5 protein-coding genes and 1 pseudogene are annotated in these 8,143 nt (G+C 75.0%); 5 read left to right on the top strand and 1 reads right to left on the bottom strand.

Annotated features, from left to right (window positions below):
• Window positions 1–693: pseudogene (locus AA75_RS13415) on the top strand (hypothetical protein); the annotation flags it as partial.
• 40 nt (window positions 694–733) lie between these two features.
• Here the strand turns inward: AA75_RS13415 and pepN are convergent.
• Window positions 734–3,229: an aminopeptidase N gene (pepN, locus tag AA75_RS13410; RefSeq protein WP_033820176.1), complete on the bottom strand. Its 2,496-nt coding sequence runs from the start codon at window positions 3,227–3,229 to the stop codon at window positions 734–736.
• A 174-nt stretch (window positions 3,230–3,403) separates the two neighbouring features.
• On the opposite strand from pepN, the gene AA75_RS13405 reads away from it, so the two are divergent.
• The 4 genes from AA75_RS13405 to AA75_RS13390 all read left to right on the top strand — a co-directional run bounded on the left by AA75_RS13405 (window position 3,404) and on the right by AA75_RS13390 (window position 8,079).
• On the top strand, window positions 3,404–4,561 hold the full coding sequence (locus AA75_RS13405; protein ID WP_033820195.1) for a TerD family protein: 1,158 nt from the start codon (window positions 3,404–3,406) through the stop codon (window positions 4,559–4,561).
• A gap of 120 nt (window positions 4,562–4,681) precedes the next feature.
• Complete coding sequence (locus AA75_RS13400) at window positions 4,682–5,275, top strand: Uma2 family endonuclease (RefSeq protein ID WP_149038104.1); 594 nt, start codon at window positions 4,682–4,684, stop codon at window positions 5,273–5,275.
• 91 nt (window positions 5,276–5,366) lie between these two features.
• Window positions 5,367–6,692 (top strand): threonine--tRNA ligase, encoded by a 1,326-nt coding sequence (thrS, locus tag AA75_RS13395; protein ID WP_304441491.1) that lies wholly within the window; start codon window positions 5,367–5,369, stop codon window positions 6,690–6,692.
• Window positions 6,693–6,855: 163 nt separating this feature from the next.
• Window positions 6,856–8,079, top strand: a complete 1,224-nt coding sequence (locus AA75_RS13390) for a beta-ketoacyl synthase (RefSeq protein WP_033820174.1) — start codon at window positions 6,856–6,858, stop codon at window positions 8,077–8,079.
• Window positions 8,080–8,143: the final 64 nt, after the last annotated feature.

Raw genomic sequence — 8,143 nt, 5'->3', positions numbered from 1 at the left:
AGTACCGCGCAGCCGGTGACGGTACGGCCCACCGGCACCCCGTCCACCCCGGCCGGGCCGGACACCGCCGACCCCGGCACCGGCCCCGAGATCGCCCTGGCCGACGCCTCCCCGAGCGCCTCCCCCGACGGCGCCCGGCCCGGCGGCGGCAGCGCGCAGCCGTCGCCCGGACCGACCGGGCTCGCGCCGGACCACGCCCTGCGCGGCACCGCGGAGGTCACCCCGCTCGGCCGTTCGGGCACCCGGCACACGGTGGCCCTCAGCGTCGCCGAGCCGCTGACCGCCCTTCAGGTGGAGCTGCGGCTGTCCCGGCCCGACGTGCTGCCCGGCACCGTGCCGTGGAGCGACCTGCCGGGCGCGGTCGCCACCGTCGCGCTCGACCACGACAGCCTGGTCTACCGGTTCACCCTGCCGCCCGGCGTCGACGTCGCGCCGGGCCGGTACAGCTTCACCGTGACCGGCGCCGCCCTCCCGGCGGCCGTCCTGCCCGGCCCGGTCCTGCCGAGCCCGGTGCCGTCCGGCGCCGGCCGCAGCGCCGATCCGCGCACCATGACCGTCCTGCCGCCGACCGACCGGCCCACCGCGACCGTACCGCCGACCGCCGGGCCGGCCGCGGAGAGCTGGAGCGCCTCCGCCTTCGCCCTGCGGCAGCCGCGCGCGCTCGCCGCCCGCGGCACCTTCGACAGCTACTGATCCGGACCGGTGGCGGGCCCGACGGCCCGCCACCGGCCGGTCAGCCGGCGGCCGCGGCGCGGACCCGGACGGCCCGGCGCAGGTCGTCCAGCTCGTCCGAGAGCGCCCGGCGCAGGCCCGGGGTCGGCTCCGGCCGGGCCAGGCAGTCCTCGGTCGCCGCGACCACCTCGGGCGTGGCCCGCTCCCGGGGGAACAGCGCGTGCCCGAGGACGGCCGCCACCCGGTCGCCGCGCTCCCCCACCGCCGGGACGGCCTCGAAGTAGCGCCGCACATAGGCCTCCTGGAGCTCCGGCGGACCGGACCGCCAGAAGCCCTCGGCGGTGGCGGCCAGCAGCCGGTTGGAGAGTCCGTCGCCGAACAGCGCCGCCCAGGCCCGTTCCTTGGCCGCCGGATCCGGCAGCGCCGCCCGGGCCCGGGCGGCGCCCTGTTCGGCGATGTCGCTGCGGTCGCGGGCCAGTTCGGCCTCGATCGCGGCCTCGTCCGCCGCGCCCTTCGCGGCCAGGGTGGCCAGCGCCGACCAGCGCAGGTCGGGGCTGAGGTCCAGGCCCTCGGGCAGCTGGGCGCCGTCCAGCCAGGACCGCAGCCGGGCCAGGTCGGCCGGCGAGTCGGCGCTCTCCACCCCCCCGCGCAGGGCGGCCAGCCGCAGGCCGTGGCCGGCGCCGGGCCGGGTCAGCAGGGCCTCGGCGGCGCCGCCGAGCACCGCCAGCGCGGCCGGGCGTTCGGCGGGCGGCAGGTAGCGGCCGACCGCGTCGGTGCGGGCGAAGGCGAGCACCGCCTCGACGGCGGCGACCGTGGTCTCGGCCGGCAGGTGCCCGGCCACCAGCCGCAGGTACGCGCCGGGCGCCAGCTCGCCGTCGCGGACCAGGTCGCGGGCGTGTTCCCAGAGCACGGCGCGGGTCAGGCCGTCGTCGATGCCGGAGAGCCAACCGGTGACCGTCCGCCAGGAGTCCGGGTCCAGCCGGATCTTGGTCCAGCTGAGGTCGCCGTCGTTGGGCAGCAGCAGGGCGGGGCGGGCGGCGCCGGCCAGCCCGGGCACCTCGGTGCGGCCGCCGGGAGCCACGTCGAGGGGGATGCTCGCGCGCCGTACGACGGCCGGCCCGGCCAGGTCGTACACCCCGAGCCGGATCCGGTGTGGCCGGGTGCCCTCGTTGACCACCGCGGCGCCGGCCACCCGGTCGCCCTGGTACCGGACCTCGACCCGCAGGGTGTCGACGCCGCTGGTGCGCAGCCAGGCGTCGGCCCACGCCCGGACGTCCCGGCCGCCGGCCTCGGCCAGCGCGGCCAGGAAGTCCGCCAGCTCGGCGTTGCCGAAGGCGTGCTCGGCGAAGTAGGCGTTGATCCCCGCGAAGAAGGCCTCGTCGCCGAGCCAGACCACCAGCTGGCGCAGCGCCGAGGCGCCCTTGGCGTACGAGATGCCGTCGAAGTTGCCCATCGCCTCGGCGACGCTGCCGGTGCCGTTGCCGGCCACCGGGTGGGTGGAGGCCCGCTGGTCGGCGTCGTAGCCCCAGCCCTTGCGGCGGGCGGCGAAGCCGGTCCAGGCGTCGGTGAAGCGGGTGGACTCGGCGGCGACCCGGTAGCCGAGCATCTCGGCGAAGGACTCGTTCAGCCACAGGTCGTCCCACCAGCGCATGGTGACCAGGTCGCCGAACCACATGTGGGCCATCTCGTGGCAGACGATCATCGCGCGCAGCTCGCGGTCCGCGTCGGTCGGCGCGGAGCGGAACAGCAGTTCGTCGCGCAGCACCACGCAGCCCGGGTTCTCCATCGCACCCCAGTTGAACTCGGGGACGAAGGCCTGGTGGTACTGGCCGAACGGGTAGCGGCGGTCGAACAGTCCGTGCAGCCGGTCCAGCGAGTCGCGGGTCACCTCGAACAGCTCCCCGGCCTCCCGGTCCAGCTCCGCGGCGAGCGAGCGGCGGGCGTGCAGGGCGAGCCCGATGCCGTCGTGCTCGGCGTACACCGAGTGCAGCGGCCCCGCGACCACGGTGACCAGGTAGGTGCTGACCGGTTCGGTCGGGAGGAACTCCCAGCGGCCGTCGCGGGCCTCGGCGAGCGCGCCGTTGGCGACCACCTGCCAGTCCGCGGGGGCGGTGACGGTGACCGTGAACGGGGCCTTCAGGTCGGGCTGGTCGAAGCAGGCGAACAGCCGTGGCGCGAGATCGGGGCCGAGGGTGGCGTACACGTAGCCGGCGCCGTCCGCCGGATCGGTGAACCGGTGCAGGCCCTCGCCGGTGTTCGAGTAGCTCAGCTCGGCCTCGACCAGCAGCTCGTTCTCGGCGGCCAGGCCGGTCAGCCGGATCCGGTCGCCCTCGAACGCGGCCGGCTCCAGCGGGCGGCCGTTCAGCCGGGCCCGGCGCAGCTCGGCCGCCGCCAGGTCGACGAAGGTGTCGGCGCCGGGCTCGGCGCAGCCGAACCGGATCACGGTGGTGCTGCCGAAGACCTGCTCGCCCCGGGTCAGGTCGAGCTCGACGGTGTAGGAGCGGATGTCCAGCAGGCGGGCACGCAGGAGCGCCTCGGAGCGTTGTAGGGCTGACATTCCTGCATGCTGTCCCAGCGTGCCCGGGCGGGACAAGTCGTTCCGCTTCCAGCCGGGTCACGGCATGTCAGGACACCCGGGTGGTTAGGGTGGGGGCGGCCCGTGACCGGGCCCCGCCGGCCGTGCCCAGCCGGTGACGCCGAGCCGTCGAGGAGGATCATCGTGACCACGGTCCTGACCCAGGGCGGCAACGCGCCGCTCGCCGCCACCCGGGTGACGGTCGAGGTGACCGCGCCCAAGGCGCTCGACGTCTCCGGCCTGCTGGTGACCGAGGCGGGCAAGGTCCGCTCGGACGCGGACTTCGTCTTCTTCAACGCACCGAACGGGCCCGGCGTCACGCACCGCCCGGCGGCCGGCGGCAAGCCCGACGCCATCACGGTCGACACCTCGGCGGTCCCGGCCGGCATCGCCAAGGTGGTCGTCACGGCCAGCCTGGACCAGGCCGGCGCCACCTTCGCCGGAACCGAGCCGACCGCGACCCTGCGCGACACCGCCACCGGCCGGGTGCTCGCCACCTTCACCCCGCCCCGGCTCGGCCCGGAGACCGCCCTGGTGGTGGTCGAGGTGTACCGGCGCGGCAGCGAGTGGAAGGTCCGCGCGGTCGGCCAGGGCTACGCGAACGGCCTGGCGGGGATCGCCACCGACTTCGGGGTCAGCGTCGAGGACTCCCCCGCCCCGGCCGCGGCCACCGCGGCCGCGCCGCTGTCCGGGCCGGCCGGTGCGCCGCCGCGGCCGAGCGGCCCGCCGTCGGTCGGCAAGGTGACCCTCGACAAGGGCAAGGTCAACCTGGTCAAGGGCGGTTCGGTCTCGCTGGAGAAGGGCGGCAAGCCCTTCCTGTCCTCGGTCCGGATGGGCCTCGGCTGGGAGCCGGCCGGCGCCGGCCGCAACATCGACCTGGACGCCTCCTGCATCGCCTTCGACGCCCAGCGCAAGAAGATCGAGACCGCCTGGTTCATGAAGCTGTCGATCTTCGACGGGGCGATCGCGCACTCCGGCGACAACCTGACCGGCGAGGGCGCGGGCGACGACGAGGCGATCACCGTCCACCTGGAGGGCCTGCCCGCCGAGGTCTGCGGCCTGGTCTTCGTGGTCAACTCCTTCTCCGGCCAGAAGTTCACCGACATCAAGAACGCCTACTGCCGCCTGGTCGACGCCGGCAGCGGCCAGGAACTGGTCCGCTTCGAACTCGCCCAGACCGAGCCGCACACCGGCGTCGCGATGTGCAAGCTGGTGCGGCAGTTCTCCGGCGAGTGGGTGATGACCGCACTCGGCGAGTACGTGGACGCCAAGACCGCCCGCAGCATGGTCAAGCCCGCCGCCGCCATGCTCTGACCCGGCGGCCCGGCTCGCAAACCTGTCCGCCGCCACCCCTTCGAGCGAACCTCGGTCGGTACCCGGCCCATCGGCGCTGCCCTGCTCCGTAGCGTGACGCTCACCCAGAGGAGGGGCATCATGAGTGCCATGGCACATGAGCGACCGGCCCAGGACTCCCCTACGCAGGAAGACCTCTTGCTGGAGGACTTCCTGGGCCTGCACACCCCCGAGGGCTTCCGGGCCGAGCTCATCGAGGGAGAGATCGTTGTGGCACCACCCACGGACGGGGACCACGAGGACTGCGTCAGCCATCTGGTCAAGCAGGTCATCCGGAAGTCCGCGGTCGACATGAGCGTCTCCGGCTACAAGGGCCTCAGACTCGTCAGCGGCGGTCTCTGCCCGAGGAACCACGTCATCCCCGACGCCACCTTCGCGCCGGAGGATCTCGGGCTCTTCCGGGGCGCCCCGCCCTGGATGGAGCCCGCCGGGGTGGCGCTGGTCGCCGAGGTCACCTCCAGCCGTCCCGACCAGGACCGGATCGCCAAGCGGCACTGCTACGCCCGCGCCGCCATCCCGCTGTACCTCCTGGTCGACCGGGAGAAGGCGCAAGTGAGCCTGTTCTCCCAGCCGTTGCGGGACGAGTACACCGTGGTCCACCTCGCCCCGTTCGGCGGGCCGCTGGTGCTGCCGGAGCCGTTCGGGTTCGAGCTGGACACCAAGCCGTTCCTGTGAGGGTGGCGGAAAAGGCCCGGCGGCCCGCGCCGGGGCTCTGCTAGCGTGAAAGGCATGAAGCGCGCTGCTGCCATCACGACGACGCCGGAGAGTGTCCCGGCGCGCTGACAGCTGTCTGTGTCCGAAGCCCCGGGGCGAGTGCCCCGGGGCTTCGCCGTGCGGTCACTCGCCTCGATTCCCCCGCGAGGAGACCACGATGCACGACCACCGCAGGCTCGGCCGCGAGCTGGACCTGTTCGACACCGACCCGCTGATCGGAGCCGGTCTGCCGTACTGGCTGCCGGACGGCGCGGCCGTCCGGCACGCGCTGGAGGAGTACGTCCGCGGCGCCGAGCGCCGGGCCGGCTACCGGCATGTGTACTCGCCGGTGCTGGGCAAGCGGGAGCTGTACGAGCTCTCCGGTCACTGGTCGCACTACAGCGAGGACATGTTCCCGCCGATGGACCTCGGCGCCGAGCAGGCGGTGCTGCGGCCGAGCCTGTGTCCGCACCATGCGCTGATCTACCGTTCCCGCTCCCACAGCTACCGCGAACTTCCGCTGCGGATGGCCGAGTTGGGTGACATGTACCGCAGCGAGCGCTCAGGGGTGCTGGGCGGACTGACCCGGGTCCGCTCGATCCGGCTGAACGACGCGCACATCTTCTGCACCGTGGAGCAGGCCGCGGACGAGGCGCTGGCGGCTCTGGAGCTGATCCGCCGCGCGTACGAGGCGCTCGGCATCCGCCCGGCCCGCTACCGGCTGTCCCTGCCGGGCGGGGGCGGGAAGTACGTCGCCGACCCGGCGCTGTGGGAGCGGGCGACCGCGCTGCTGGTCGAGGTGCTGGAGAAGGCGGGCGTGGCGTACGAGGCGGCGCCGGGGGAGGCGGCCTTCTACGGGCCCAAGATCGACGTGCAGATCGCCGATCCGGCGGGCCGGGAGGCCACCCTGTCGACCGTCCAGATCGACTTCCACCAGCCGGAGCGGTTCGACCTGCACTACATCGGGCCGGACGGCGGCAGGTACCGGCCGGTGATGGTGCACCGCAGTGTGATCGGCAGCGTGGAGCGGGCGGTCGCGCACCTGATCGAGGTCCACGGCGGCGCCTTCCCGGCCTGGCTGGCACCGGTCCAGCTGGTGGTGCTGCCGGTCTCCGAGGCCGAACTGCCGCAGGCCGAGGAGCTGGTGGCGCGCGGCCTGGAGCAGGGGCTGCGCGCGGAGCTCGCCGCGCCGTACCGCGGCTCGCTCGGTGCCCGGATCCGCGAGGCCCGGCTGGTCCCGTACCAGGCGGTGATCGGCCCCCGGGAGGCCGCGGCCGGGCAGGTCGCGCTGCGGCTGCGGGACGGCCGCCGCCCGGACCCGCTCCCCGCCGCCGAGGCACTGGCCCGGATCGGCGCCCTGGCCGCGGCGCACCGCACCGAACTGTGGGACCGGCCCTGACCGGGCCGCACTGTTGAGTTCCCACAGGAGGTTCGCACCGGAATCGGTCGCTTCTCGCACCTGATCTCCCGTCACTCACCTGACAGGGCGGCCCGAGTGCCACGGTCGCCCCGACACATCCGTCGGTGGCGGCTGTGGCACTCCTACAAAGGAAGGGCAGCCCATGACGGCACGTACCGACGAGGTGGTGGTCACCGGACTCGGGGCCACCACACCGCTGGGCGGGGACACCGCCTCGACCTGGTCCGGTCTGCTGGCCGGACGGTCGGGGATCGGCCCGATCGAGGAGGAGTGGGCGGCGGGCCTGCCGGTGCGGATCGCGGCCCGGCTCCGGGTCGAGCCGACCGAGGTGCTGGACCGGGTGCGGGCCCGCCGGCTGGACCGGTGCGAGCAGATCGCCCTGGTCGCCGCGCGGGAGGCCTGGGCGGACGCGGGCGCGCCCGAGGTCGCCCCGGAGCGGCTCGCCGTGGTGATCGGCACCGGCACCGGCGGCGCACTCACCATGCTCGGCCAGGACGACGTCCTCGAGGCCTCCGGCGTACGACGGGTGTCGCCGCACACCGTCCCGATGCTGATGGCCAACGGCCCGGCCGCCTGGGTCAGCATCGAGCTGGGGGCGCGCGGCGGCGCCCACACGCCGGTGAGCGCCTGCGCGTCGGGGGCCGAGGCGATCGCGACCGGCCTGGACCTGATCCGGCTCGGCCGGGCCGACGTGGTGGTCGCGGGCGGCACCGAGGCCTGCATCCAACCGCTGCCGCTGGCGGGCTTCGCCCAGGCCAGGGCCCACTCGACCCGCAACGACGATCCCGGGCGGGCGTCCCGGCCGTTCGACGCCGACCGCGACGGCTTCGGCATCGGCGAGGGCGCGGCCCTGGTCGTGCTGGAACGCGCCGGGTTCGCCGCCGCCCGGCGCGCCCGCGCCCACGCGGTCCTGGCCGGCGCGGGCGTCACCTCGGACGCCCACCACATCACCGCCGCCCACGCCGACGGCCAGGTGCGGGCGATGCGGATGGCGCTGGCCGCCGCCGGGCTGTCGCCGCTCGACATCGCCCTGGTGCACGCCCACGCGACCTCGACCCCGCTGGGCGACCTCACCGAGGCCGCTTCGATCACCGAGGCGGTCGGCACCCATCCGGCCGTCACCGCCGTCAAGTCGATGACCGGCCACCTGTTCGGTGCGGCGGGCGCGCTCGGGGCGCTGGCCGCGATCCTCTCGGTCCGCGACGGCGCCGTCCCCGCGACCCGCAACCTCGACACCCTCGACCCGGCCGTGAAGCTGGACGTGGTCGCCGGCCGCTCCCGGCACGTCCCCGTGACCGCCGCCCTGGCCAACTCCTTCGGCTTCGGCGGCCACAACGCGTCTCTGGTGTTCACCGCTGCCCCCTGACCGGCCGGCATCCGGGCACCGGAGGCGCGCCCGCGGCCGGGCCGTGCCCGGTGTCCGCCCGGAA

The organism is Kitasatospora sp. MBT63, assembly GCF_000710465.2.
In the GTDB taxonomy this organism is placed as follows: Bacteria; Actinomycetota; Actinomycetes; order Streptomycetales; family Streptomycetaceae; genus Kitasatospora.
The sequence above is the reverse complement of the archived record's forward strand: the minus strand, read 5'-3'. Positions and strand labels throughout refer to the sequence as shown.